At 64.7% G+C, this 25,769-nt stretch carries 24 protein-coding genes; 16 read left to right on the forward strand and 8 right to left on the reverse strand.

Annotation, left to right across the window (positions count from 1 at the left end; genetic code table 11):
• Positions 1-307: 307 nt before the first annotated feature.
• The 7 genes from QU44_RS11190 to ruvB all read left to right on the forward strand — a co-directional run bounded on the left by QU44_RS11190 (position 308) and on the right by ruvB (position 5,016).
• Complete coding sequence (locus QU44_RS11190; protein WP_033922253.1) at positions 308-1,051, forward strand: YebC/PmpR family DNA-binding transcriptional regulator; 744 nt, start codon at positions 308-310, stop codon at positions 1,049-1,051.
• A gap of 343 nt (positions 1,052-1,394) precedes the next feature.
• The gene (gene ruvC / locus QU44_RS11195; protein WP_033922255.1) at positions 1,395-1,880 is read left to right on the forward strand and encodes a crossover junction endodeoxyribonuclease RuvC; all 486 of its coding nucleotides are present in this window, start codon (positions 1,395-1,397) and stop codon (positions 1,878-1,880) included.
• 41 nt (positions 1,881-1,921) lie between these two features.
• Positions 1,922-2,713, forward strand: coding sequence for a MipA/OmpV family protein (locus QU44_RS11200; RefSeq protein WP_052134708.1), 792 nt, complete (start codon positions 1,922-1,924; stop codon positions 2,711-2,713).
• Positions 2,714-2,822: 109 nt separating this feature from the next.
• Positions 2,823-3,416, forward strand: coding sequence for a Holliday junction branch migration protein RuvA (gene ruvA, locus QU44_RS11205; protein WP_033922257.1), 594 nt, complete (start codon positions 2,823-2,825; stop codon positions 3,414-3,416).
• 37 nt (positions 3,417-3,453) lie between these two features.
• Positions 3,454-3,705, forward strand: a complete 252-nt coding sequence (locus tag QU44_RS11210) for a ribbon-helix-helix domain-containing protein (protein WP_033922258.1) — start codon at positions 3,454-3,456, stop codon at positions 3,703-3,705.
• Positions 3,698-3,997, forward strand: coding sequence for a type II toxin-antitoxin system RelE/ParE family toxin (locus tag QU44_RS11215; protein ID WP_269429171.1), 300 nt, complete (start codon positions 3,698-3,700; stop codon positions 3,995-3,997). The genes QU44_RS11210 and QU44_RS11215 overlap by 8 nt, the downstream gene beginning before the upstream one ends.
• Positions 3,994-5,016, forward strand: a complete 1,023-nt coding sequence (gene ruvB / locus QU44_RS11220) for a Holliday junction branch migration DNA helicase RuvB (protein WP_033922260.1) — start codon at positions 3,994-3,996, stop codon at positions 5,014-5,016. The genes QU44_RS11215 and ruvB overlap by 4 nt, the downstream gene beginning before the upstream one ends.
• A 20-nt stretch (positions 5,017-5,036) precedes the next feature.
• Here ruvB and QU44_RS11225 read toward each other — a convergent pair whose 3' ends face one another.
• Positions 5,037-5,786, reverse strand: coding sequence for a sulfite exporter TauE/SafE family protein (locus tag QU44_RS11225; RefSeq protein ID WP_156141110.1), 750 nt, complete (start codon positions 5,784-5,786; stop codon positions 5,037-5,039).
• Positions 5,787-6,169: 383 nt separating this feature from the next.
• Between QU44_RS11225 and sucC the strand changes: the two genes are divergently transcribed.
• From sucC to recQ, 6 genes are all read left to right on the forward strand, one after another.
• Positions 6,170-7,369: an ADP-forming succinate--CoA ligase subunit beta gene (gene sucC, locus QU44_RS11230; RefSeq protein ID WP_033922261.1), complete on the forward strand. Its 1,200-nt coding sequence runs from the start codon at positions 6,170-6,172 to the stop codon at positions 7,367-7,369.
• A 176-nt stretch (positions 7,370-7,545) separates the two neighbouring features.
• Positions 7,546-8,295: an electron transfer flavoprotein subunit beta/FixA family protein gene (locus QU44_RS11235; RefSeq protein ID WP_033922299.1), complete on the forward strand. Its 750-nt coding sequence runs from the start codon at positions 7,546-7,548 to the stop codon at positions 8,293-8,295.
• Between the two features lie 158 nt (positions 8,296-8,453).
• Positions 8,454-9,383 carry an electron transfer flavoprotein subunit alpha/FixB family protein gene (locus QU44_RS11240; RefSeq protein WP_033922263.1) on the forward strand — a complete coding sequence of 310 codons (930 nt, stop codon included), beginning with the start codon at positions 8,454-8,456 and terminating at the stop codon, positions 9,381-9,383.
• Between the two features lie 269 nt (positions 9,384-9,652).
• Positions 9,653-11,470 (forward strand): ABCB family ABC transporter ATP-binding protein/permease, encoded by a 1,818-nt coding sequence (locus QU44_RS11245; RefSeq protein WP_033922264.1) that lies wholly within the window; start codon positions 9,653-9,655, stop codon positions 11,468-11,470.
• A gap of 22 nt (positions 11,471-11,492) precedes the next feature.
• Positions 11,493-12,446, forward strand: a complete 954-nt coding sequence (locus QU44_RS11250) for an alpha/beta fold hydrolase (protein ID WP_081987996.1) — start codon at positions 11,493-11,495, stop codon at positions 12,444-12,446.
• 76 nt (positions 12,447-12,522) lie between these two features.
• Positions 12,523-14,295, forward strand: coding sequence for a DNA helicase RecQ (gene recQ, locus QU44_RS11255; protein WP_033922265.1), 1,773 nt, complete (start codon positions 12,523-12,525; stop codon positions 14,293-14,295).
• A 37-nt stretch (positions 14,296-14,332) separates the two neighbouring features.
• On the opposite strand, the gene QU44_RS11260 is transcribed toward recQ, so the two are convergent.
• The 4 genes from QU44_RS11260 to QU44_RS11275 all read right to left on the reverse strand — a co-directional run bounded on the left by QU44_RS11260 (position 14,333) and on the right by QU44_RS11275 (position 19,399).
• The gene (locus QU44_RS11260) at positions 14,333-16,144 is read right to left on the reverse strand and encodes a DUF885 domain-containing protein (protein WP_033922267.1); all 1,812 of its coding nucleotides are present in this window, start codon (positions 16,142-16,144) and stop codon (positions 14,333-14,335) included.
• A gap of 76 nt (positions 16,145-16,220) precedes the next feature.
• A complete protein-coding gene (locus tag QU44_RS11265) occupies positions 16,221-16,604 on the reverse strand; it encodes an acyl-CoA thioesterase (RefSeq protein WP_033922269.1) in 384 nt (127 codons plus the stop codon).
• 251 nt (positions 16,605-16,855) lie between these two features.
• Positions 16,856-18,940, reverse strand: a complete 2,085-nt coding sequence (locus tag QU44_RS11270) for a RelA/SpoT family protein (RefSeq protein ID WP_033922271.1) — start codon at positions 18,938-18,940, stop codon at positions 16,856-16,858.
• Between the two features lie 141 nt (positions 18,941-19,081).
• Positions 19,082-19,399, reverse strand: a complete 318-nt coding sequence (locus tag QU44_RS11275) for a CC_3452 family protein (RefSeq protein WP_052134712.1) — start codon at positions 19,397-19,399, stop codon at positions 19,082-19,084.
• Between the two features lie 134 nt (positions 19,400-19,533).
• Here QU44_RS11275 and QU44_RS11280 point away from each other — a divergent pair, with 134 nt between their 5' ends.
• On the forward strand, positions 19,534-20,031 hold the full coding sequence (locus tag QU44_RS11280; protein WP_033922305.1) for a winged helix-turn-helix transcriptional regulator: 498 nt from the start codon (positions 19,534-19,536) through the stop codon (positions 20,029-20,031).
• A 21-nt stretch (positions 20,032-20,052) separates the two neighbouring features.
• On the opposite strand, the gene QU44_RS11285 is transcribed toward QU44_RS11280, so the two are convergent.
• The gene (locus QU44_RS11285) at positions 20,053-20,481 is read right to left on the reverse strand and encodes an acyl-CoA thioesterase (RefSeq protein WP_033922272.1); all 429 of its coding nucleotides are present in this window, start codon (positions 20,479-20,481) and stop codon (positions 20,053-20,055) included.
• 47 nt (positions 20,482-20,528) lie between these two features.
• Positions 20,529-21,737: an LL-diaminopimelate aminotransferase gene (locus QU44_RS11290; RefSeq protein WP_033922274.1), complete on the reverse strand. Its 1,209-nt coding sequence runs from the start codon at positions 21,735-21,737 to the stop codon at positions 20,529-20,531.
• Between the two features lie 137 nt (positions 21,738-21,874).
• Between QU44_RS11290 and QU44_RS11295 the strand changes: the two genes are divergently transcribed.
• Positions 21,875-23,638 (forward strand): PHA/PHB synthase family protein, encoded by a 1,764-nt coding sequence (locus tag QU44_RS11295; RefSeq protein ID WP_033922275.1) that lies wholly within the window; start codon positions 21,875-21,877, stop codon positions 23,636-23,638.
• Positions 23,639-23,748: 110 nt separating this feature from the next.
• Positions 23,749-24,780 (forward strand): phasin family protein, encoded by a 1,032-nt coding sequence (locus tag QU44_RS11300; RefSeq protein WP_231621719.1) that lies wholly within the window; start codon positions 23,749-23,751, stop codon positions 24,778-24,780.
• Positions 24,781-25,006: 226 nt separating this feature from the next.
• On the opposite strand, the gene QU44_RS11305 is transcribed toward QU44_RS11300, so the two are convergent.
• Positions 25,007-25,750: a 16S rRNA (uracil(1498)-N(3))-methyltransferase gene (locus tag QU44_RS11305; RefSeq protein ID WP_033922277.1), complete on the reverse strand. Its 744-nt coding sequence runs from the start codon at positions 25,748-25,750 to the stop codon at positions 25,007-25,009.
• Positions 25,751-25,769: the final 19 nt, after the last annotated feature.

The following is a 25,769-nucleotide window of genomic DNA, read 5'->3' on the forward strand; positions in this document are numbered from 1 at the left end:
GGATGCGAATGTCAAAATCAATCCACTAGCGTCCCACGGACATGCTCAAGAGCAAGCCATGTCATTCCTTCCATCGCCGCTAAGCTGGAGCGGATCGTATCCCGACGCGCAGTCGGAGTGTCTGCTGAATCAAGCCGGTGGCGTGCTGCTATGACGTCGCCGATCAGCAATTTGATCAAGGCAATCGACCGCGAATGTTCGTTGTGCTGATTCATGCGGTCTTTGTCGCGACATACCATGTGGTGCGCAAGGGTTGCCCAACCTGCCTATGGCCGAGTAGGACCGATACAGATTAATTGAGGCGACAATGGCAGGCCATTCCAAGTTCAAGAACATCATGCACCGCAAGGGTGCGCAGGATAAGAAGCGCTCGTCGCTGTTTTCCAAGCTCAGCCGCGAAATCACCGTCGCGGCCAAGGCGGGCACTCCCGATCCCGACATGAACCCCCGGCTTCGCGCCGCGGTCAACGCCGCCAAGGCGCAGTCGGTGCCCAAGGACAATATCCAGCGCGCGATCGAAAAGGCCTCGCGCAGCGATGCCGAAACCTATGAGGAAATCCGCTATGAGGGCTTTGGTCCCGGCGGGGTCAGCCTGATCATCGAGGCGCTGACCGACAATCGCAACCGCACCGCCACCAATGTTCGCACCGCCGTGTCGAAAAATGGCGGCAATCTGGGTGCGGGCGGTTCGGTGAGCCACGGCTTCGATCGGATGGGCCTGATCAACTATCCCGCCAGCGCCGGCGATGCCGAGAAGGTGTTCGAAGCCGCGCTTGAAGCCGGGGCCGAGGATGTGACGTCGAGCGAGGACGGACACGAGATCTGGACCGCGATGGATGCCCTGCACGAAGTCGCGCGCGCGCTGGAACCTGTGTTGGGCGAGCCCGAAGGTGCGAAGCTTGCGTGGCGGCCGCAGACGATGGTCGAGGTCGGCGAGGCCGATGCCGGCACGCTGATGAAGCTGATCGACGTGCTCGAAGAGGATGACGACGTGCAGACCGTCTGGGGCAATTACGAAGTCTCCGACGAGGTGATGGAGAAATTGGGTTGAGGCTTGATCCTCCCCCGCAAGGGGAGGGGGGCCGCCGTGAGCGTTCCGGGAGCGGTTGGAAGAGAAGTGTTCACGCAAAGGCGCTAAGCCGCGAAGCAGAAGGTTTCGTGCAGAGGCGCAGAGGCGCGGAGGTAAGGGCGCGTTGCTATCTTCGTCACCCCAGCGAAAGCTGGGGTTTCAAGCCTTATGCGCGCACGCCGATGGCGATAAGGCCCAGCTTTCGCTGGGGTAACGAGCGGTGCGGGGAAGCTACTCTTCTCACCGCCTCTGCGCCTCTGCGCGAACCCCCTTTCTTCGTGCCTTGGCGCCTTCGCGTGAACCACCTTTTCTTCACCCATCCCCCATGCTGATCCTAGGCATCGACCCCGGCCTTGGCACCACCGGCTGGGGGCTGATCCGTGCCGAGGGCAACCGGCTGTCACATGTCGCCAATGGCCGGCTGAAGACCGACACCGCCGCGCCGCTGCCGCGCCGGCTCGCGCATCTCGATGCGATGCTGACCGCGCTGATCGTCGATCACGCGCCCGATGGGGCGGCTTGCGAGGAGGTGTTCGTCAATTCCAACCCGCAATCGACGCTGAAGCTGGGCCAGGCGCGCGGGGTCGTGCTGTGCGCGCTGGCGCGCGGCGGGCTCGAGGTCGGCGAATATGCCGCGCGGCTGGTGAAAAAGGCGGTGGTTGGCACCGGCGCGGCCGAAAAGGTCCAGGTCCATGCGATGGTCGCGCGGCTGTTGCCCGGGGTGAAGATCGACGGGGCCGACGCCGCCGACGCGCTGGCGGTGGCGATCTGCCACGCGCATCATGCCGCGACTCGCCGAATTACCGGCTGACGCCACTCGCCAAGCGCTTGAAAAGCTGGTTTGTCGCGGGGATGAAATTGATTCGTCCGCTCGCCCTTGCCCTGCTTGCCGCCGGCAGCTTCCACCTGCCCGCCGCCAATGCGCAGGAAAACGAGCCGCGCCGCACCCGGATCGCGCTGGGGCCGCAATTGGTGCCGAGCTACCCGGGTTCGGACAGCTTCGACTTCCGCCCTTTCGTCGATCTGTCGCGGACCCGAGGCGACATCCCGTTCGCCTTCGAAGCCCCCGATGAGGGTGGCGGGCTGCCCTTGTTGACCAAAGGGTCGTTCCAGTTTGGGCCGGCATTCGGTTTTGAAGGCAGGCGCCGTGGCCGCGAAGTGGGCGGGCTGCTGCCCGATGTCGGCTTTACCGTCGAGCTGGGCGGCTTCGTGCAATATGCCGTCATTGATTCGGTGCGGGTGCGCGTCGAGGCACGACAGGGAATCGGCGGCCATCAGGGGATGGTTGCCAATATCAGCGCCGATTATATCGCCCGTGATGCCGATCGCTGGCTGTTCTCGGTCGGGCCGCGCATGACGCTGACCAATCGCCGCTACAACCGCGCCTTCTTCGATGTGGCCGCCGCCGATGCCGCGCAATCGGGGTTGCCCGCCCATGCCACGGATGGCGGCATCCAGGCGCTGGGCGCGACGGCGGGGCTGCTGCGCCAGCTCACGCCGACCTGGGGCATATATGGCTATACGAAATATGACCGGCTGGTGGGCGATCCCGCCGATTCGCCGCTGGTTCGCGAATTTGGCTCGCGCAACCAGTTTTCAGGCGGACTGGCGCTCACCTACAGCTTTGCCTCCCGCGCCGATTGACGCCGGGTTCGCGCTTTAACTTTCCTCGATCGCACAGACCCTGATAGGTCATGGCGATGAACCTGTTCGAATTTCCCGCCGCAGCCCTTGGCAGCATGGTTGGCACCGCATGATCGCGCACCTTACCGGACGGCTCGCCGCGGCCGACATCGACCATGCGGTGATCGATGTCGGCGGGGTCGGCTATCTGGTTGGTTCGTCGGCCAAGACGCTGGCGGCGATCGGCCCGGTCGGCGGCATGGTGACGATCCATACCGAAATGCTGGTGTCGGAGGATTCGATCCGGCTGATGGGCTTTGCCGACGCCGACGAGCGCGACTGGTTCCGGTTGCTTACCGGGGTGCAGGGCGTCGGCGCGCGGGTGGCGCTGGCGATCCTGTCGGTGCTCGCGCCCGATGAATTGCGCGCGGCGGTGGCGCGGCAGGACAAGGCGATGGTCGCGCGCGCCAATGGCGTCGGGCCAAAGCTCGCCGAACGGATTGTGCGCGAATTGAAGGACAAGGCGGGCGGGCTGGTGCTGGGCGGTGCCGCGACCCCGATCGTGGCGGGCGGCGCGGCCGCCGATGCGGTGTCGGCGCTGATGAACCTGGGCTTCCGCCCCGCCGAAGCCGCCAATGCGGTCAAGGCCGCCGAGGACGAACTGGGCGCGGGCACCGGCCTGGATGCGCTGGTCCGGCTGGCGCTGCGCAAGGCGTCGAAGTGACGTTGGTAGTTGGCAGCGATCAGGCTATATTCGCGCGATGAACCAGCTCATTCTGTCGATGCCGCCCGCGCTGCAAAGCTGGGTCGAATCTCGCCTGGCGCAGGGGCGCTATGCCGATGCCGAGGATTATTTGCGCGACTTGATCCGCCGCGACCAGGATGCGGCGGGCGAGGATACTGCATGGGTTCGTGCGATGATCGAAGAAGGGCTGGCTTCGGGCTTCATTGAAGCCGAAGCCGAGGACGTGTTCGATGCGGTGATGGCCGAAGACCCTGATCTGCGTGATTAAGGTAAGGCTGTCTGCCGCAGCCCAGAAGGATTTGCGCGACATCAGGCAGTACAGCAAGGCGAGCTTCGGCACCACGGTCGCGCGTGAATATGTCACTGGCCTGCGCGCGACGTTTCAGCGGTTGCGCGACTGGCCGTTGGTGGGTGCGGCATATCCCGATCTGGGTTTCGATGTGCGCCGTTTCGCCTATCGCTCGCACGCTTTGTATTATCGCGTCGCCGGCGACCGTATCGAGGTAATCCGCATCTTGCATCACGCCCAGCAGGCTTTGGTAAACGTCCGCACTTCATGACCGACATCGACCGTATCCTCACCCCCCTGCGCAAGCCCGACGATGTCGATGCCGCGCTTCGGCCCAAATCGCTCGACGATTTCGTCGGGCAAAAGGGCGCGCGCGAGAATTTGCGGGTGTTCATCGAAGCGGCGCGGTCGCGCGGCGAGGCGCTCGATCATGTGCTGTTCTTCGGGCCGCCGGGCCTGGGCAAGACCACGCTGGCGCAGATCGTCGCGCGCGAGATGGGGGTTGGGTTTCGCGCCACTTCCGGGCCGGTGATCGCCAAATCGGGCGATCTTGCCGCGCTGCTGACCAATCTCGAGGATGGCGACGTGCTGTTCATCGACGAGATTCACCGGCTGGCCCCGGCGGTCGAGGAAGTGCTGTACCCCGCGATGGAGGATCGCGCGCTCGATCTGATGATCGGCGAGGGGCCATCGGCGCGCAGCGTGCGGATCGACCTGCCGCGCTTCACCCTGGTCGGCGCGACGACGCGGCAGGGATTGCTCACCACTCCCTTGCGCGATCGCTTCGGCATTCCGATCCGGCTGCAATTCTACACCGTTGACGAGCTTGAGCGAGTCATCACGCGCGCCGCCGGGCTGCTCGACCTGGCGATCTCGCCCGATGGCGCGCGCGAGGTCGCACGCCGCGCGCGCGGGACGCCCCGGATCGCCGGGCGGCTGCTTCGCCGGGTGCGCGATTTCGCCAATGTCGCGGGCGCGCCGATCGTCGATGCGCGCACCGCCGATTCGGCGCTCAACCGGCTCGAAGTCGATTCGCTCGGGCTCGACGCGATGGATCGCCGCTATCTGCTGATGATCGCCGACATTTATCGTGGTGGGCCGGTGGGGGTGGAAACGTTGGCAGCGGGGCTGTCCGAACCGCGCGACACCGTCGAGGAAGTGATCGAGCCGTATCTGATCCAGATCGGCATGATTGCCCGCACCGCGCGTGGGCGGTGCCTGAACGGCGCGGCGTGGAAGCATTTGGGACTGCCGGTGCCCAGCGGGGTGCAGGACGGGCTGTTCGACTGAAAAAGTGGCGGGCGGGTCAGCTATGTCACCCCGTCCCACAGCAATTTGGCCCCCACCAGCATCATCAGCACATAGATTGCGGTGTAGAACCGCTCGGCGGCAACGCGGCGGACCAGCCATACCCCCGCTAGCGTCGATGCGATCGCCACCGGCAACAGCGCGGCGGCGGTGGCCATGTTTTCGGCGCTGAGCTGGCCTAGCGCCCAATAGGCCGGCACCTTCGCCCAGTTCACCACCGCGAAGAAGATGGCGGTGGTCCCCACCAGCACGTCGCGGTCGAGCCGGCGCGGCAGCACCCATAGCTGAAACGGCGGCTGGCCGGCATGCGCGACCTGGCTGGTGAAGCCCGATGCCACGCCCGCCAGCATCCCCATCCATCCCGGCGAGCGGCTGGCCACCGGGATCGCGCCGCGCCGCCCGATCCACAGCCGATACGCCCCGAAACCGAGCGAGATCGCGCCCACCACCGCCAGCACCGCGCCAGGCGACACGCTGGCGGCAAAGACCCATCCGATCATGATGCCAAGCCCCGCGCCGGGCAAGGTCCAGGCGAGGACATAGCGGTCCCAGGTCCGGCGAAACGCCCAGACCCCGACGACATCCTGCACGATCAGGATCGGCAACAGGATCGCCGCCGCCTGTACCGGCGACGCGATGAACGCCATCGCGGGCAAGGACAGCGCGCCGACGCCCGAAAAGCCGCCCTTGGCCAGTCCGACCATGATCACCGCGGGTATCGCGATGGCGTAGAACATCGGATCGGTGATCAACGATCGACGATCGGGCAAAGTGCGGGGGTCTGCTGCACCAGCAGCCGTCTGAACCAGTCGATGGTTTTCATGGGCGCGCGCTATAGGCGAGCCAGCGCCGACGTGGAACCTTCCTCGCTTCCGTTCGCACTGCGCCTGTCGAAGGGCCGCTCTTTTTGGCGGGCGGGCAAAAAAGAGCGGTGCTTCGACAGGCGCAGCACGAACGGGACTGGAGGCAGTCCATTGCCGTTTCGGCCCTTCAGACCATCTTGCAACTAAGACGCAACAACGATTGCACGGCCGATAGTTCGCCTTGACCGGCCGCCAGGGGTGGATTCACCCGCGCGGCTGTGCTTAAGCGGTCGGCAAAATCCCGACCCCTCGATCAAAGGACGGCGCAGCTAATGAATATCCATGAATATCAGGCCAAGGAGCTTCTGGCGAAGTTCGGCGTCCCCGTTCCAGCAGGCTTCGCCGCGCTGACGGTTGAGGAAGCGGTTGAAGCGACCAAGAAGCTTCCCGGACCGCTCTATGTCGTCAAGGCGCAGATCCACGCGGGCGGGCGCGGCAAGGGCAAGTTTGTCGAGCTCGGCCCCGATGCCAAGGGCGGCGTCCGCCTCGCCAAGTCCGAAGACGAGGTTCGTGCAGCGGCAACCGACATGCTGGGCAACACGCTGGTGACGATCCAGACCGGCGACGCTGGCAAGCAGGTCAACCGCCTGTACGTCACCGACGGCGTCGACATTGCCAAGGAATTCTACCTCGCCTTGCTGGTCAATCGCGCCACTGGCCGCGTGTCGATGGTCGCATCGACTGAGGGCGGGATGGACATCGAAACCGTCGCGCACGACACGCCCGAGAAGATTCATTCGATCGACATCGACACCGCGACCGGCTTTATGCCGCATCACGGTCGCGCGATCGCCGCAGCGCTCGAGCTGAAGGGCGACCTTGCCAAGCAGGCCGCGAACACCGCGTCGAAGCTGTATGACGCCTTTATCGGCACCGATGCCGAGCAGATCGAGATCAACCCGCTCGCGGTGACGCAAGACGGCAAGCTGATGGTGCTCGACGCCAAGGTCGCCTTCGACGGCAATGCGATGTTCCGCCACAAGGATTTGATGGAACTGCGCGACGAGACCGAAGAGGATGCGATGGAGCTTGAGGCGTCGAAATACGACCTCGCCTATATCAAGCTCGACGGCGACATCGGCTGCATGGTCAATGGTGCGGGGCTGGCGATGGCGACGATGGACATCATCAAGCTGAACGGCATGTTTCCCGCCAACTTCCTCGACGTCGGCGGCGGCGCGAACAAGGAAAAGGTGACCGCGGCGTTCAAGATCATCCTGAGCGATCCGGCGGTGAAGGGCATTCTGGTCAACATCTTTGGCGGCATCATGAAGTGCGACATCATCGCCGAGGGCATCGTCGCCGCGGCGAAGGAAGTGAACCTTTCGGTGCCGCTGGTCGTTCGCCTCGAAGGAACCAATGTCGAAAAGGGCAAGGAAATCCTCGCCACGTCGGGGCTGGCGATCGTACCGGCCAATGACCTGGGCGACGCGGCACGCAAGATCGTGGCAGAGGTACAGAAAGCGGCCTGATCCGGCACTCGATCGATTCGGGTGGGGGCTCGGGCGGAAACGTCCGGGCCTCTTTGCGTTTGGCGCTACGGAAACCGCGTAAAACCATGCCGGGCTTGCAGAAGTCAGGCGAAACGGCAAAAAGCTGCGGATATCGCGGCAATGACAAGAAACTGGTTCGTGGAAAGGAGCCTTTTGTGAAGGTAGTGGTCCCGGTCAAGCGCGTGCTTGACTATAACGTGAAGCCCCGGGTGAAAGCCGATGGCACCGGCGTCGACCTGGCCAACGTCAAGATGTCGATGAACCCGTTCGACGAGATCGCGGTCGAGGAAGCATTGCGGCTGCGCGAAAAGGGTGCCGCGACCGAGGTGATCGTCGTTTCGATCGGCGAGCCCAAATCGCAGGACACGCTGCGCACCGCGCTGGCGATGGGCGCCGACCGCGCGATCCTGATCACGCATGAAGGCGGCGTCGAGCCGCTGGGCGTGGCAAAGCTGCTCGCCAAGGTGGTCGAAGAGGAACAGCCCGGGCTGGTGATCCTGGGCAAGCAGGCGATCGACGACGACAACAACCAGACCGGCCAGATGCTGGCGGCGCTGCTCGGCTGGGCACAGGGTACCTTCGCCTCGAAGGTCGAGATCGACGGCGAGCGCGTGAAGGTGACGCGCGAAGTTGATGGCGGGCTCGAGACGCTCGACCTCAAGATGCCGGCGATCATCACCACCGATCTTCGCCTCAACGAACCGCGCTATGCGTCGCTGCCCAACATCATGAAGGCGAAGTCGAAGCCGCTCGCGACCAAGACCCCCGCCGATTACGGCGTCGACTTCACCGCGCGGCTGAGCGTCGTGTCGGTCGTGGAGCCGCCCAGACGCCAGGCGGGCGCAAAGGTCGCCGATGTCGATGAACTGGTCATGAAGCTTAAGGCGATGGGCGTGGCGAAGTAAGCCGTCCCCCGCCGTTCGTCCTGAGTAGGGGCTGAGCGAAGGCGAAGGCCCGTATCGAAGGATACCCGCAAGCGCCGGTCCTTCGATACGCCGCTTCGACAAGCTCAGCGGCACCTCAGGACGAACGGTCATTTTTCACCCCGAAATGGGAGCTCGATATGAAGACGTTAGTCTGGGTCGAACACGACAACACCAATATGAAGGACGCGACGCTCGCGGCGGTCACCGCTGCGTCCAAGCTGGGCGAAGTCCATCTGCTCGTCGCCGGCGAAGGCTGTGCGGCGGTGGGCGAACAGGCGGCCAAGATCGCCGGCGTCGCCAAGGTGCACGTCGCCGACGATGCCGCTTATGGCCACGGCCTTGCCGAAAACATCGCGCCGCTGATCGTCGATCTGATGGGGCATCACGACGCCTTTATCGCTTCGGCCACCACCACCGGCAAGAACATCGCCCCGCGCGTCGCGGCGCTGCTCGACGTGATGCAGATCAGCGAAGTGCTGTCGGTGATCGACGAAAACACCTTCACCCGGCCAATCTATGCCGGCGCGGCGATCGCCACGGTCAAGACGTCGGACGCCAAAAAGGTGCTGACGATTCGCGGCACCGCGTTTGAAAAGGCAGCAGCCGAGGGTGGCAATGCCGAGATCGAGGCGATCGGTTCGAGCGGGGACAAGGCATTGTCGTCGTTCGTCGGGGCCGAGATCGCGACGTCGGCGCGGCCCGAACTCACCAGCGCCAAGATCATCGTCTCGGGCGGGCGCGCGCTTGCCAATGGCGAGAATTTCCATGCGCTGATCGAGCCGCTGGCGGACAAATTGGGTGCTGCAGTGGGCGCGTCGCGCGCTGCGGTCGATGCGGGCTATGCCCCCAACGACTATCAGGTCGGCCAGACCGGCAAGATCGTCGCCCCCGAAGTCTATGTCGCGGTCGGCATTTCGGGCGCGATCCAGCATCTGGCGGGGATGAAGGATTCGAAGGTCATCGTCGCGATCAACAAGGATGAGGACGCGCCGATCTTCCAGGTGGCCGACATCGGCCTGGTCGGCGATTTGTTCAAAATATTGCCCGAACTGACCGAAAAGCTCTGACGATCATGGCGGGGCGGTGAAAGCCGTCCCGTTTCGGCACTGGCGGCGGTTGCCCCGCGTAGGTCGCTCGCGCCTGTGTCGTGCGGCGGGCACTTCATAGCGGGCGGGCGAAACTAGCGCCCCTTGCCAAGCGCGACCGGCATCGCCTCGCCGGTGATCGCGCACGCTTGAAAATCGGGTCCACCCGATCTATCCGGGCCAGCACTGCAATCAACAAGCCGCCATGGTCGTTGTATCGCCGCCCGTCTGGCCCCACTTATGCAGCGTCCATGCCACCCAGTGATTTCACCACCGCGTCCTCCGAACGCCCGCTACTCCCGACCATGCGGCGCTTCCTGCCCTATTTGTGGCCAAAGGATGCGCCGGGGCTGAAGCTGCGTATCGTCATCGCAATGTTCTTCGTGCTCTGTTCGAAAATCGTCCAGGTCTATGGCGCGCCGTTCGCGCTGCAAGGCGCGGTCGACGGGATGGCGACCGGCCCGCGCAGCGGCATCACGCTGATCGTGCTGCTGGTGATCGGCTATGCCGCCGCGCGCTTCGGCACCGTGGTGTTCGACAATCTGCGCAATGCGGTGTTCGAAAAAGTCGGGCAGGAAGCGACCCGCCGCCTGGCCGCCACCGTCTTTCGCCACCTCCACCAGTTATCGCTGCGCTTCCACCTGCAGCGGCGCACCGGCGCGGTCACCAAGGTGGTCGAGCGCGGCACCAAGAGCATCGATACGATGCTCTATTTTCTGCTGTTCAATATCGCGCCGACGATCCTCGAACTCGGCATGGTGTTGCAGATCTTCGGCTCGCGCTTCGGTGCGTGGCTGGTGATCTCGACGCTGGTGATGGTGTTCGTCTATATCGGCTTCACGCGGATGGTCACCGACTGGCGGCAGAAATTGCGCGAGAAGATGAACGACCTCGATACCGGCGCAGTCGCGCACGCGGTCGATTCGTTGCTGAATTTCGAGACGGTCAAATATTTCAACGCCGAGGCGCGCGAATCGCAGCGTTATGATCGCGCGATCCACGCCTATGCCGCCGCTGCGACCAAGAGCGAGAACAGCCTTGCCTGGCTCAACGTCGGCCAGTCGCTGATCACCAACGCGATGCTCGGGGTGGGTATGGCCGTGGTCGCCTGGGGCTGGTCGACCGGGCGGTTTTCGGCGGGTGATGTCGTGCTGGTGTCGACGCTGCTCAGCCAGCTTTTCCGTCCGCTCGACATGCTTGGCTGGGTCTATCGCACCATTCGCCAGGGCGTGATCGACATGGGGGCGATGTTCGACCTGATCGACACCGATGCCGAGATCGTCGACGTGCCCGGCGCGCAGCCGTTGGCGGTGGCGCAAGGCGCGGTGCGGTTCGAGAATGTCCGCTTCGGTTACGAGGGTGATCGCGCGATCCTGAAAGGGATCGACATCGATGTGCCCGCCGGTGCCACCGTCGCGGTGGTCGGCCCCTCGGGCGCTGGCAAATCGACGCTCGCGCGGCTGTTGTTCCGCTTCTACGATCTGAAATCGGGGCGGATCACGATCGACGGCCAGGATATTTCGCAGGTGACGCAGGACAGCCTGCGCGCTGCGATCGGCATCGTGCCGCAGGACACGGTGCTGTTCAACGACACCGTGGGCTACAACATCGCCTATGGCCGCGAGGGTTCGACGCATGACGACATCCGCGCGGCGGCGCAGGGCGCGGCGATCGGCGACTTCATCGAAAGCCTGTCCGAAGGCTATGAAACCCGCGTTGGTGAGCGCGGGCTGAAGTTATCGGGCGGCGAGAAGCAGCGGGTGGCGATCGCGCGGACGTTGCTCAAGAACCCGCCGATCCTGATCCTCGACGAAGCCACCTCGGCGCTCGATAGCCGCACCGAAAGCGAGATTCAGGCAACGCTCGAACAAATCGAGCGCGGTCGCACCACGATCGTCATCGCGCATCGGCTGTCGACCGTGGTCAATGCCGACCAGATCATCGTGCTCGAAGCCGGCGAAGTCGCCGAACGCGGCACCCATGCCGAATTGCTGCGCAAGAACGGGCTGTACGCCGAAATGTGGACGCGCCAGGCCAATGAGCGCGAAGAAGCGCTAGCCGCCGAATAGCCGCCGGATGAGGAGAGAGACGATGGAACCCAAACAGGCCAATTGGATCGGCGGATCGGTCGCAGCCGCCGGCGCGGTCGGCGGTGGACTGGCGTTGTGGTCGGCACTCGCGGCGCGATCGGCCGAGCGCATGGCCCCAGCCGAAGGGAGCTTCATCGAAGTCGAAGGCGCGCGGCTGCATTATGTCGATCGCGGATCGGGGCCGGTGCTGCTGCTGGTCCACGGCCTGCTCGGCAATTTGCGCCACTTCACCTATGCCATCGTCGATGAGCTGGCGAAGGACTTCCGCGTCATCGCGGTCGATCGCCCCGGTTCGGGCTATTCGGTCGCGCGCGGGGTGCCCAAGCCTGACATCGTGCAGCAAGCCGCGATCATGGTCGCGTTCGCCGATGCGCTTGGGCTCGAAAAGCCCTTGCTGGTCGGCCATTCGCTCGGCGGCGCGGTTGCGCTGGCGGCGGGGCTGGCGCGGCCCGATCGCTTCACCGGCCTGGCACTGATCGCGCCGCTGACCCAGCCGATGGACCAGGTGCCGCCGGTATTCGCCGGGCTGATGGCCCCCCCGGGCGTGCGCGAATTGCTGTCGTGGACGCTTGCGGTGCCGATGGGCATCCTCAACGGCCCCGCTGCCGCCCGGGTGGTGTTTGCGCCCGATCCGGTACCCGCCGATTTCCCGACGCGCGGCGGTGGCGCGCTCACGCTTCGCCCGGCGACCTTCCGTGCCGCCTCGGCTGACCTTCGCGCAGCGGGCGGCAATATGGCGGCGCTGGCACCGCGCTATGCCGAGCTGACGCTGCCGGTGTCGATCCTCTATGGTCGCGGTGATGCGCTGCTAGACCCGGCGCTGCATGGCGAAGCCACCGCCGCCGTGATCCCCGGCGCGCATCTCGAACTGGTCGAGGGCGGCCATATGCTGCCGGTCGTCCATCCGCAGGCTACCGCGGCCTTCCTGCGCGCGGCGCACGCGCGGTCGCGCTAAGCCGATCCCCCTCCCGATTGCGGGAGGGGGAAACGCGCCCTTGCCCCAGGCGGCCCCACCGCCGATAGACGCCGCAATGCCGCCCGTAGTCCTCGACGCCCTCCGCACCACCTTCGGCTTTCCCGCGTTTCGCGGAGTGCAGGCCGATGTCGTTGCGCGCGTGCTGGCGGGCGAGCGGACGCTTGCCGTCATGCCGACCGGCGCGGGCAAGTCGCTGACCTACCAGCTACCCAGCGTGATGCTCGACGGCACCTGCCTGGTCGTGTCGCCGCTGATCGCGCTGATGCACGATCAGCTTCGCGCCGCCGAGGCCGTCGGCATCCGCGCCGCGACGCTCACCTCGGCGGACGATAATCGCGACGAGACGATCGCGCGCTTCCGCGCCGGCGCGCTCGATCTGCTCTATGTCGCGCCTGAGCGTGCCTCGTCCGAAGGTTTCCGCAACCTGCTGGGCCAGGCACCGCTCAGCCTGTTCGCGATCGACGAGGCGCATTGCGTCAGCGAATGGGGGCACGACTTCCGCCCCGATTACCGCCTGCTGCGCCCGCTGCTCGATCGTTTCCCGCAAGTGCCGCGACTGGCGCTCACCGCCACCGCCGATGCGCATACCCGCGCAGACATCCTCGAACAGCTCGGCATTCCGCATGACGGGATGATCGTCGCGGGCTTCGATCGCCCCAATATCCGCTATCATATCGCCCCGCGCGCCAGCACGACGCAGCAGATCGCCGATGTCGTCGCCGATAATCCGGGGGCGGGCATCGTCTATGTCCAGTCGCGCGCGGGCACCGAGCGGCTGGCCGAATCGCTGCAAAAGACTGGCCGCCCGGTGCGCGCCTATCATGCCGGGCTGGACCCGGCGATCCGCCGCGCCAACCAGGCCGCCTTCGTCGCATCCGAAGACATGGTGATGTGCGCGACGGTTGCGTTCGGGATGGGGATCGACAAGCCCGATGTCCGCTTCGTCGCACATGCCGGGCTGCCCAAGTCGATCGAGGGCTATTATCAGGAAACCGGGCGCGCGGGGCGCGACGGCGATCCGGCGGTCGCGCATCTGTTCTGGGGTGCCGATGATTTCGCCAAGGCGCGCCAGCGGATCGGCGAGGTCGAGCCTGCGCGCCAGCAGGGCGAGCGCGTCCGCCTCAACGCGCTTGGCGCATTGGTCGAGACCGCAGGCTGCCGCCGCGCGATCCTGCTTCGCCATTTCGGCGAGAACCCGCCCGACAAATGCGGCAATTGCGACAATTGCCTCAACCCGCCCGCCGCCACCGACGCCACGCAAGTCGCGCGCAAATTCCTCTCGGCGGTGTTCCGCACCGGCCAGATGTTCGGCACCGGCTATGTCGAGCAGGTGCTGCTGGGCCAATCGACCGAGCGCAGCATGACTAACGGGCATGAGAATCTGTCGGTCTGGGGAATCGTCGAGGGCGAGGAAGCGGCGCTGCTCAAGCCTGTCGCGCGCGCGCTGCTGCTGCGCGATGCGCTGCGCGCCAACGCGCATGGCGGGCTGGAGTTCGGCCCCGGCGCGCGCGCGTTGCTAAAGGGCGAAGCGACGCTGTCGATGATCGTCCCGCCCAAGCGCGAGCGCCGCCGGCGGGGCGATCCCTCGGGCGGCAGCGACGCCAATCCGATCGGCGATCCGCTGTTCGAGGCGCTTCGCGTCAAACGCCGCGAACTGGCGCAGGCGGCGCAGGTGCCGCCCTATGTGATCTTTCACGATTCGGTGCTGCGCGAGATGGCGAGCGCCCGGCCGGCGACGCTCGGCGCATTGGGCCGGGTGGCGGGGGTGGGATCGAAGAAGCTCGACGCTTATGGCGATGCCTTTCTGGAAGTCATCAAGGACCATTGAGCCTTGCCCGCGCGATGTTGCCGCGCGCTCAATGGGTTCAGCGCATCGCGGCCATAGCGCGCTCCTCGACCAGCCGTTCGAAGATCGTCAGCGGCATCGCGCCTGCCGCCAATATGTCGTGAAATGCCTTGATGTCGAAGCGTTCGCCCATGATCGCCTGCGCCCTGGTGCGCGCGCGCAGCCAGGCGGTGTGGCCGATCTTGTAGCTGCATGCCTGGCCCGGCTGGGTGCAATAGCGCTCGATCTCGCGCAGTGAACGCGGGCGTGCGAAGCCGACGGTCTGCACCATGTAATCGGTCGCCTTTTCGCGGGACCAGCGGTGATGGTGCAGGCCAGTGTCGATCACTAGGCGCGCGGCGCGGAACAGATAGGATTGCAGGAACCCGGCGCGGTCGAACGGGGTGGCATAGCCGCCAAGCGTATCGGCGAGGCTTTCGGCATAGAGCGCCCACCCCTCGGTATAGGCACCGAAAGCACCGATCTTGCGCAACAGCGGGGCGCTGGCACCCTGAGCGATGCTGATCTGCAAATGATGGCCCGGCACGCCCTCGTGATAGGTCAGCGAAGGCAGCGTATATTTGGGCCAGTCGGCGACGCTTTTGAGATTGATGAAATAAATGGCCGGGCGCGACCCGTCGAGCGCGGCGCGGCGATAATAGCCGTTCGATGCCCCGTCCTGAATCTCGGTCGGCACCGCGCGGATGTCTAGCGGTGCATCGGGTGGCAAATGGAACATCGCGCCGAGCTTGGCCTGCATCGCGGCATTGTCGGCGTTCAGGCTGGCGATCAGTTCCTCGCGCCCCGCCGGCGTATCGGGGTAGAGCTGATCGCGGCGCAGGTTGAGCGCGTTCAGCCGCATGCTGACGCTGCCGGTGGTCAGCCCCTGTGCCTTCAGGATCGCGTCTAGCTCGCCGCGGATTTCGGCAACCTGCGCCAGCCCCATCTGATGCACTTCGGCAGGCGTGAGCGTCGTGGTGGTCGCCTGAGCGAGCGCGGCGGCATAGAGCGCATCGCCCTGCGGCACCGCCCAGATGCCCGCCGAGTCGCGGGCGCCTTCGCGCAACCTGGCGATCAGCGCCTGTTGCCGGTCGAGCGCGGGATATACCTTGCCCTCGACGATGGCGGCGGCGCGGGCGGCCCAGTCGCCTTTTAGCTCCGCCGCTGCCGCCCGTCGTGCTAGCGACAGCGTGAGGTTGTTTTTGGCAGCCGGCGGCGAACGCAGCGCCGTCATTTGCGCCAGTGTCAGGTCGAGCGCGAAATCGGGGGCGAGATAACCGCGTGCCGCCTCATCGGCCTGCACCGCGCTTTCCTGATCGAGCACCGTGGCGAACGCATCGAGCCTGGCAAGATACGCCTCGGCATCGTCGGTGCTGGTGATGGTGTGCGCCGAATTAAGGAAATCGGGGGTGGAGAAATAGGCCCCACCCTGCTGAAAAATCGTGAACGGCCGGATCACCGAGCCGAGCTTGAACCGGTCCCAGGCGATCGTCTGGTTGCGAAGCGAATAGAGCACCACTTCGCGGTCGAGCCGGGATGGGGGCGAGAGCGTCTCGGGCGCGACGTCCTCGATCGCGGCGATCGCCAGCCGCAGCCGGCTGACATCGCGTGCGCGCGCCTGTGCGGTGCGATCGGACAGTCGCTGCTTGAGCGGGGCGTTTGCCCCCTTGTCGAAGCCTAATTGGGTCGCGAGTTCGGGTGAGCGCGGCAGCGCCTCCTGAAACACTTGATCGAACAACTGCGCCAGCGCTGCATCGCCCGAACCGACCGCCGCCTGTGCGCGTGCGGCCGCCGGCAGCGCGAGGAATGCACCGATCGCGGCGGTAGAGCTTAGAAAATCGCGGCGATGCATTGAACAAGGGCCTTGGCTGGATCGGAAGCGGTCAGCCTAACGGTGGGCGCGCGAGATTCAACCGGCGGCGGGCAATTCAGCCGCGCAGGAAGCGCCCGGCAATGTCTTTGGCCACCCGGACCGGTCGCCGCGTGTCCGAATCGAGCGCGCACCAGCTACTCTCGACTTCGGCCAGCACATCCTCGCCGCGCTTGATCAGCGTTGTGAAGAACGCGCGCGCCCCTTCGACCCGTTCGGCAACGACGGTGGCGATCAGTGTATCGTCGAGAAAGGCGGGGCGGCGATAGGTGATCTCGTGCTTGAGCGCGACCCACAGGTGGCGCGCCACCGCTTCGGCAGGCGCGACGGCTTCCCAATAGGCGACCACCGCTTCCTGTACCCAGTTCAGATACACTGCGTTGTTCACATGCCCCATATGGTCGATGTCGCTGGGTGCGATCGAAAGGCGGTGTTGGTGCATGGTCTAATGATGCTCCTTATTGACATCAATGTCAATGAAATGGCGCACGAACGGGGGCTAGGCTATGCCCTCGCCCGTCCGGCTGCCTAGTGGTCCGATTCTGACATTTGCTACCCCCTTCGGCTCAGTCAGGAGCAAATGTCAGAATCTCCAGGACCACTAGCAATTATTTGATTCTAGTGGATTTTATGATTTTGACATTCGCAGCGAGAGCGTGCCGCAGGCGGGATGCGAATGTCAAAATCAATCCACTAGCCCCGCTCCGCCGCGCTTACCGCGTCGGCTGCGCGCAGCGACGCCAGCAGCTTCATCAGATGGGTGGCGTCGCGCACTTCGAGGTCGATGGTGTTGGTGTGGAAGGTCGTGTCGCGATTATCCATGCGGATGCCCAGGATATTGGCCTTGTGCGCGCCGATGATCGTCGCGACCGCGCCCAGCGCGCCGGGTTCGTTCTTGAGCGTCACGTTCACGCGCGCGGTGCCCCCTTCGGCCTTGTCGCCCCAGGCGAGATCGACCCAATCGGCATCCTCACCCTCGGCCAGCATCGCGCAGGTGATGCCGTGGACTTCGATCGGCACCCCCGGCCGCCGCACCCCGACGATCCGGTCGCCGGGGACCGGGCGGCAGCATTCGGCGAGATTGAACGCCATGCCGGGGGTCAGCCCCTTGATGCTGATCGCGTGGAGCTGGGGCAGCATCGCGGTGTCGGCACCTTCGGCAGAGCCGGGCATCAGCGCCTCCATCACCGCAGCATCGGTCACCTGCTGACGCGCGATCGCCTCCATCAGCGCACCTTCGTCGGTGAGCTTCAGCCGCTTGAGAGCGTCGGGCACCGCTTCGGTCCCAAGCGGCACCGGTAGCCGCGCGACGATGTCGTCATATAGTTTATGCCCCAGCGCCACGGTCTCGTCGCGCTCGCGGTGGCGGATGTGGCGGCGGATCGCAGCGCGCGCCTTGCCGGTGATCGCGAAGTTCAGCCAATTGGGCTGCGGCGTCTGCGCCTTGGATCGCAGGATCTGCACCTGATCGCCATTCGCGATCTCGGTCCGCAGCGGCAGTACGCGGCCATTCACCTTTGCCCCCACCGCCTGGTCGCCAAGATCGGTATGGACCGCATAGGCGAAATCGATCGGCGTCGCGCCCTTGGGAAGCTGGATCAGCTCGCCGCGCGGGGTGAAGGCAAAGATGCGATCCTGGTACATCGCCATCTTGGTATGTTCGAGCAGCTCCTCGGGACTCTCGGCATTTTCGAGGATTTCGACCAGATCCTGAATCCAGCGCACCTGCGTATCCGGGCGAACCGCATTCTGCTTGTACGACCAATGTGCCGCCAGCCCATGTTCGGCCTGTGCGTGCATCTCCTGGGTGCGGATCTGGATTTCGATCCGGTTGTCGCCGGCATGGAACACGCTGGTGTGCAGCGATCGATAGCCGTTGCGCTTGGGAGTCGAGATATAGTCCTTGAACCGCCCCGGCACCATCGGCCATTTGCGGTGGATCGCCCCCAACGCCCGATAGCATTCCTCCTCGTTCGCGACGATCGCGCGGAACGCCATGATGTCCGACAGCTGGTCGAGGCTGACATGCCGCTCGGACATTTTGCGCCAGATCGAATAGGGGTGCTTCTCGCGCCCCGAAACGGTCGCCTCGATTCCGACGCGCGACAGCAATTGCTCAAGCCCGGCACCGATCTTCTCGATCCGGTCGCCCCCTTCCTTGAGCGCAGTCAGCCGGCGGGTGATCGATTCATACGCCTCGGGCTCGAGCTCGCGAAAGGCGAGCGTCTGCATCTCCTTCATGAACTCGTACATGCCGATCCGCTCGGCGAGCGGGGCATAGATGTCCATCGTCTCCTTGGCGATGCGGCGGCGCTTCTCGGGCTTGGCGATGTGGTGGAGCGTGCGCATGTTGTGCAGCCGATCGGCCAGCTTCACCAGCAGCACGCGAATGTCGTCGGACATCGCCAGCAGGAATTTGCGCAGGTTTTCCGCCGCACGCTGGCTTTCGGTCTGCGCCTCGATCTTTGACAATTTGGTCACGCCATCGACCATCCGCGCCACCGAAGGCCCGAATTTGGCGAGGATTTCCTCCGGCGTCGCCACCGTATCTTCGATCGTGTCGTGCAGGATCGCGGTGGCGATCGTCTCGTCGTCTAGGTGCAGGTCGGTCAGGATTCCCGCCACCTCGATCGGATGGCTGAAATAGGGATCGCCCGAGGCCCGTTTCTGGCTGCCATGCGCGTGCATCGAAAAGACATAGGCGCGGTTGAGCAGCGCCTCATTGGCGTTGGGATCGTAGCTTAGCACCCGATCGACGAGTTCATATTGGCGTAACACCCCCCTAAGATGGGGGCGCAGCGTGTCGATTGGCAACGAATTGTTGTGCGACAGTCCCGCTTCGTTCGATCATTCGTTCGGGCGGTGGCATTTCGATCACGCTAAGTGTGCAGGCCAGCGTGTGCCGGGCGCGGGCGCACGTCAATCGGCGCGGGCGTTGCACTTTGTCAGCGCCTCGGCGTCGAAGGCGGTGCCGGCAACGCTGAACGACTGTAGCGGACCGACTTCGCGCACCAGCAGCTCGCACAGGATCACCGGGCGCATCGCCGATTTGGGAGCGCGGCAGCCATTCTCGCCGCAGCGCCAGATCGTGTCGCGCGTCACCAGCTTCTTGGCGGCAACGGCGATGGTGGGGACTGCGGCGTAATGGGCTTGGCTTTGCGCGGCGGCAGGCACGGTCATAGCAGGCATGGCGAGGGAAAGTATGGTGACGGCAGATGCCGATAGGATCGTTCGCATGGGTGATTCCTCCAAGAACCAGTAGCAATCGGCAACTTATCATATCGCAGATAAGTTGCAAGATGGAACCTATGCTGCGAGGCAATATAACTGTCGCGTTTCAAACTTTGGTGGCATCGGCTATGCCTTCGACGATGAACGAAAAACTCCGCGAGCCGCTGCGCCAGCTGGCCAACGCCTGCAGCCTGCCCGCCGCATTGGAAGCGATGGGCGAACGCTGGTCGTTCATGATCCTGCGCGCCAGCTTCAACGGGCTGCATCATTTCGAGGAATATCAGTCAGAACTGGGCATTGCGCGCAACATCCTGGCCAATCGGCTGGGCCGGCTGGTCGATCACGGCATCCTCGAGCGCCGGCCGATGGACGATGACCGTCGCAAGGTGGATTATCGCCTGACTGACAAGGGCTATGCGCTGTTGCCGACGATGGTGGCGCTGCGGCAATGGGGCGAACGCTGGGAGACGGGCACGCCTGCCTCGCCGGTGCTGGTCGACACGCGGGACCGCAAGCCGATCGCGCCGGTGCAGGTGCTGAGCCATGACGGCCGCGTCCTGAGCCGGAAGGGCGACTTGGAATGGTCGCTGCTGGAGGATGTGCGTGACGATGGCGCGAGGCTGAAGGCGGCCGAATAGCCGATCCGCACGCGCCGGCGGTCAGCGCGCGGCCAGCGGCTCTAGAAACGCCCGCACCGTATCGGGCAGCGGTGCGGGACGTGACGTTGCCAGGTCGACATGCACACTGGTCATCACGATTTCGCAATGCAGGGTGCCGGTTTCGGCATGCGCCAGCGCGAAGCGTTTGGTGATGCTGCTGTTGCCGATCCGTTCGATCCGCACCGACGCCTCGATCCGATCGCCCCATAAAAAGGGTTTCAGATAATCGACCTCGGTGCGGCGAACGTGAAACTCGGCCTCGGTCCAGTCAGCGCCGATCGCCTCGCCGATACCGGTCCATTCCCAGAATTCGGTGACGGCGACGTCGGCATATTCGAGATAGCGCGAATTGAAGACGACCTTCTGGCCATCGATTTCGGCATAGCGGACGCGAAAGACGGTGGAAAAGGCGAAGCCGGGTTGGGTCATGGTGCGGCCTGTTGGGGCAATTGGCCGCACCACGCAACCGGGCGTGCTTACCCCGCCTTCGTCGTCGGGGTGTTGACCCCCATCGATTGCAGATATTTCTTCACGTTGCGCGCCGCCTGGCGAAGCCGCTGTTCGTTTTCGACCATCGCGATCCGTACATAGCCCTCGCCATCCTCGCCATAGCCGACGCCGGGCGCGACCGCGACCTTGGCATGCGTCAGCAACTGCTTGGAGAACTCAAGGCTGCCCATCTCGCGAAGCGCCGGCGGTAGCGGTGCCCAGGCGAACATCGATGCGCGCGGCGCGGGAATGTCCCAGCCGGCGCGGCCAAAGGATTCGACCATCACGTCGCGGCGCTTGTGATATAAAGCGCGATTGGCCGAGACGATGTCCTGCGGGCCGTTGAGCGCGGCACAGGCCGCCGCCTGGATCGGCGTGAACGCGCCGTAGTCGAGATAGGATTTCACCCGCGTCAGCGCCGCGATCAGCTTTTGATTGCCGACCGCAAACCCCATCCGCCAGCCGGCCATCGAATAGGTTTTCGACAGCGAGGTGAACTCGACCGCGATGTCCTTCGCGCCGGGCACTTCGAGGATCGAGCGCGTCGGATTGCCGTCATAATATAGCTCGGAATAGGCAAGGTCGCTCAGCACCCACACCTTGTTCTCCCGCGCCCAGGCGACCAGCCGTTCGTAAAAGGCAAGGTCGACTGTCTCGGCAGTGGGGTTCGATGGATAGCCGACCACCAGCACGCTGGGGCGCGGCACGGTGAACGCCATCGCGCGTTCGAGCGATCGGAAATATTCCTCATCGGGCGTCGTCGGCACGCTGCGGATCGTCGCGCCCGCGATGATGAAGCCGAACGTGTGGATCGGATAGGAGGGGTTGGGTGCCAGCACGACATCGCCGGGGCCGGTGATCGCGGTGGCGAGGCTCGACAGCCCTTCCTTCGATCCCATCGTCACCACGACTTCGGTTTCGGGATCGAGCTCTACCCCGAAGCGGCGACCATAATAATTGGCCTGCGCCTTGCGAAGGCCGGGAATCCCCTTTGACTGCGAATAGCCATGCGCGTCGGGCTTGCGCGCGACTTCGCATAATTTGTCGATCACATGCGGCGGCGGCGGCAGATCGGGATTGCCCATGCCAAGGTCGATAATGTCCTCCCCGCCCGCTCGCGCCTGTGCCCGCATCGCGTTGACCTCGGCGATGACATAGGGCGGCAGGCGTTTGATGCGGTAGAATTCGTCGGACATGGATGCTCCCTTCAGGCAGCGCAGGCATAGCCGCTCAGTGCCCGGCGCGAAAGCCGGCGCTTTGGCATCGGCCAGCGATGCTTTCGCCGTGGCGCGGGAACGGGTAGAGCATCCAAAAATCAAAGAGGATGCCCCGCATGGCCGACCCTATCGCCCCGCCTGTGGTCCCGAGCTTGCACGAGCTGCAACATTGGACCGGGGTATTGGGCCGCGCGCAGCAGATGATGATGGAGGCGGGGATCGACCTGATGGCGCAGCTTCCCGCCGCCAAGCCCGCGCCCGCTTTTCCGGCCCCCGCTTTTCCAGGAATGTTCGATCCGGCGCAGGCGATGCGCGCTGGCGCTGCCTTTTGGGGCGATACGATCCAGCTTTGGCAGCGCTTCCTGGACCCAGCCCATGCCGCTCCGGTCGAGGAAAATCCCGAACAGGCGCGCGACAAGCGGTTCAAGGCACCGCAATGGCGGCAAGATCCGGTGTTCGACTTCCTGCGGCAGAGTTATTTCCTGATCGCCGAGCATATGGAAAAGGGTGTCGATTCGCTCGCGGGCGTCGATCCCCGGCAAAAGGAGCAGATCCGCTTTGCCACGCGCGGCTTCATCGATGCGATGAGCCCGACCAACTTTCCCGCCACCAACCCGGTGGTGCTCGAAAAGATCGTCGAGACGCGCGGCGAAAACCTGCTCAAGGGTTTGCAGCACATGCTGTCCGACATCGCCAAGGGGCAGATGACGCAAAGCGATACCTCCGCGTTCGAGCTTGGCCGCAATTTGGCGATGACGCCGGGCAAGGTGGTGCATCGCACGCCGCTGTACGAACTCATCCAATATGCGCCCGCGACCAAGCAGGTGTTCGAAACCCCGCTGATCATCTTTCCGCCGTGGATCAACCGCTTCTACATTCTCGACCTGACCGCCGAGAAAAGCTTCATCCGCTGGGCGGTCGAACAGGGGCTGACGGTGTTCGTGGTGTCGTGGCGCTCGGCCGATTCGTCGATGAAGGACGTGGTCTGGGACGATTATGTCGAAGGCGGGCAGATCGACGCGATCGATACGGTGCGCGACCTGCTGGGGGTCGAGGGGGTGCATGCGATCGGCTATTGCGTTGCCGGCACCACGCTTGCCGCGACGCTGGCGGTGCTCACCGCGCGCGGGGAGGCAGCCAAGGCAAAGACCGCGACCTTCTTCACCGCGCAGGTGGATTTTGCCGATGCCGGCGAACTCAGCCTGTTCGTCGATGACGAGCAGTTGAAGATGATCGAGAAGCTGTCGGCCGACGGGTTTCTCGACGGGCGCTATATGGCCACCACGTTCAACCTGCTGCGCGGCCGCGACCTGATCTGGAACTATGTCACCAATAATTACCTGCTGGGTGCAGATTATGCGCCTTTCGACCTGCTCCATTGGAATGCCGACGTCACCAATCTGCCCGCGAAATGGCATCGCAGCTATCTGACCGAGCTGTATCGCGACAACAAGCTGGTGGTGCCCGGCGCGATCACCGTCGCGGGGACACCGATCGACCTGTCGACGATCCAGACGCCAAGCTATATCCAGGCGGGGCGCGAGGATCATATCGCGCCGGCGCACAGCGTGTGGAAGATTACCGATCACTTCACTGGCCCGCTGCGTTTCGTGCTGGCGGGATCGGGGCATATCGCCGGGGTGGTGAACCCGCCGGGCGCGCAGAAATATCAATATTGGACCAATAATGCCAAAGTCTCGTCGCTCGCCGACTTCGTTGCGGGGGCGACCGAGACCAAAGGCAGCTGGTGGCCCGACTGGATTGAATGGATCGAAGCCGCCGATGCCAAGCGTATCGCCGCGCGCGGCGCGCGAATCCCCGGCAAAGGCAAGCTTGCGGCGCTGTGCGATGCGCCCGGAGAATATGTAAAGACCCGGTGAATACATCGGCTGCAATGCAACATTACAGTTATGCTGCACTGCAACAAAGTTGTTGCTCCGCGGCTAGCTTTGGGGTACATGAATTCCAGCATTATTGTGTAGGAGGCAGTATGGCCAACAAAGGTCAGCCCACCGGAACGACGTCGGGCAAGGCGAACAAGGCAGGCGCATCGGCGATCAAGCCGGTAGCGGCCAAAGCAGCGGTTGCAAAACCAGCCGCCGCCAAGCCTGTTACCGCTTCGCCTGTGAAGCTGGCGGCACCCGCCGCAGAAAAGCCCGCTGCCCCTGCTGCTGCAATCGAGGCGATCCAGCGATCGATCGCCTCGACCCCGGTCGCCGTTGCTGCATCCAAGCCAGCGGTCACGCCGGCAATCGTCAACCCGCCATCGGCCAAGGCTGCATCGGTTGCGCCGGCCCCCGTTGCCGCACCGATAGAGCCTGCGGCTCCCGCACCGGCACAAGCCGCTCCGGAGCCAGCGCCGGTCGTCGCCGACAAACCGGCAACCAATCCCGCCACTACGCCCGCTCCAAAGCCTGCGATCGTGGCCGAAACCCAGGCGGCAGCCAAGGCGCTTGCCGCTCCGGTAACCGAGACGACCGCCAAGGTCGCAAATTCCGCAAAGAGCGTCGCTACCCAAACCGCCAAGGTCGTCCAGGCTGCGGCGCGCACCGTCGAGAAGGATACCCGAACCATGCAGACCGAAATGAAGAACGCCGCTGAAAAGACCGCCGAGCAAGCCCAGGCAATGCTGAGCGAGATGAGCGATCGTACCAAGGGCATGATGGAAAAGAACGCAAAGATGGTCGAAGAAATGAGCGAGATGACCAAGGGCAATCTCGAAGCAGTCGCCGAATCGGGCCGCATTGCCGCCAAGGGCATGGAAGCGATGACGCAGGAAGCAGCCGAGTTCGGCCGCAAGTCGTTCGAGCAGGCCACCGCCGCGCTGAAGAGCATGGCGTCGGTCAAGTCGCCGACCGAGCTGTTCAAGCTGCAGGGCGATTACATGCGCGCCGCATTCGACGCCTATGTCGCCGAAGCATCGAAGACCACCGAGCATATGATGAAGCTGGCCGGCGATGCCGCGCAGCCGCTGTCGAACCGCGTTGCGATCGCAGCCGAAAAGGCCAAGTCGGCGGCATAATTACCCCGATCGCTAGATTGCTAAAGGGGCGGCGTTCCAACCGGAGCGTCGCCCTTTTTGTGTGGGCACGGCTTGGCGGGCTAGGCTGATACCAAGGTTCATTGACATGAACCTATCCCCAGCCCGCCCCGCCTCCCCACCCGACCACCATAGCCTGATGGTATCTTTGGTGGTCGGGTGGGGAGGCGGGGCGGGCGGTATGCGTCGCGTTCCACGCGACTTGGTATTACCAGTCCCCCGCCGCCGCCATCCACACCGCCAGCGCGGCGGCCGCTGCGGTTTCGGCGCGCAGGATTCGCGGGCCGAGTGTGATGCCGATCGCTTGCGGTAGCGCGCGGATCGCCTCGCGCTCTTGCGGGGTGAAGCCGCCTTCGGGGCCGATCAGGATCGCCGCCGGGCCGGCATGGGCGCGCATCGCCGCCGCCGCCGGCGCGCCGCCGGTCTCGTCGGCAAAGAACAAGGCACGCTCGCCCGGCCAGTCGGCGAGCAGTGCCGCCAGCTTCACAGGTTCCACCAGTTCGGGCAGGGCGGTGCGACCGCATTGCTCGGCGGCTTCGATCATATGCGCGCGCAGCCGATCGAGGTTCAGCCGGTCGACGATCGTCCGGCTGGTCAACACCGGCACCATCCGCGCCGCGCCCAGCTCGCACGCCTTTTCGGCGACCCAGTCGATCCGCCCCTTTTTGATCGGCGCGACGCACAGCCACAGATCGGGCACCGGCTCACGCGGGCGCAGATGCTGGGTGATTTCGATCGTCAGGTCGCGCTTGCGAACGTCGCGCGCCAGGCCGATCCATTCGCCGCTACGGTCGTCGAACAGCAGCACTGGATCATCGGGCTTGAGCCGCATCACCCCGACCAGATAATGCGCCTGCGCGCCGTCGATCCGCAGATGTGCGCCAAGCGCGAGCGGCTGCTGCGTGAACAGGCGCGGGGTGGAGTCGGGCGGCCATGCGGGGGTTGCGGGCATCGGCCCCTGCTAGTGGAGC

The organism is Sphingomonas sp. 37zxx, from assembly GCF_000786205.1.
Classification (GTDB): Bacteria; Pseudomonadota; Alphaproteobacteria; order Sphingomonadales; family Sphingomonadaceae; genus Sphingomonas.